This window comes from Anaerophaga thermohalophila DSM 12881 (assembly GCF_000191885.1).
Classification (GTDB): Bacteria; Bacteroidota; Bacteroidia; order Bacteroidales; family Marinilabiliaceae; genus Anaerophaga; species Anaerophaga thermohalophila.
This window is the reverse complement of the sequence record NZ_AEWI01000118.1, coordinates 1-371: the sequence shown is the minus strand read 5'-3', so window position 1 is coordinate 371 and position 371 is coordinate 1. Positions and strand designations below refer to the sequence as shown.

At 41.8% G+C, this 371-nt stretch carries 1 protein-coding gene; it reads right to left on the bottom strand.

Going from position 1 to position 371, the window contains the following annotated elements; all coding sequences use genetic code 11:
• Nucleotides 1–14 precede the first annotated feature (14 nt).
• Nucleotides 15–371: IS66 family insertion sequence element accessory protein TnpA (tnpA, locus tag ATH1_RS0116060; protein WP_010424210.1), on the bottom strand; the 357-nt coding region annotated here is incomplete at its 5' end.

Sequence of the window (371 nt, the reverse complement as noted above, 5' to 3'; positions counted from 1 at the left end):
ATGAAACATCGGCCTCAATCGAATAAATGAACAATCGCTTTTAGTAACCCCATGTCGATGTTGTCTCTTAACAACATCTTTGTGCCGTTGGGAAACGCGAACTCAATGGGGGCATTGTCACCTGAAGTGTGGATGCTCTTCATGGAAGATTGAACCGTTTGGTCATCTCTTGCCTGTTGATCAGAATCAAATACCAGTGGGATGAAGTTTTTAGGCCGATGTTGCATGGTCTCTTCTAATTTGTTCCTCCAGTAGTAAAACGTTGAAGGAGCTAAACATTGATTCGCACAAAAGTCCTTTATGTTCAGACCGGATTCCTGGTATTCCTGGAATAGCTTCTTGAATGTTGATAAGGTCATCCTCATTTTTTG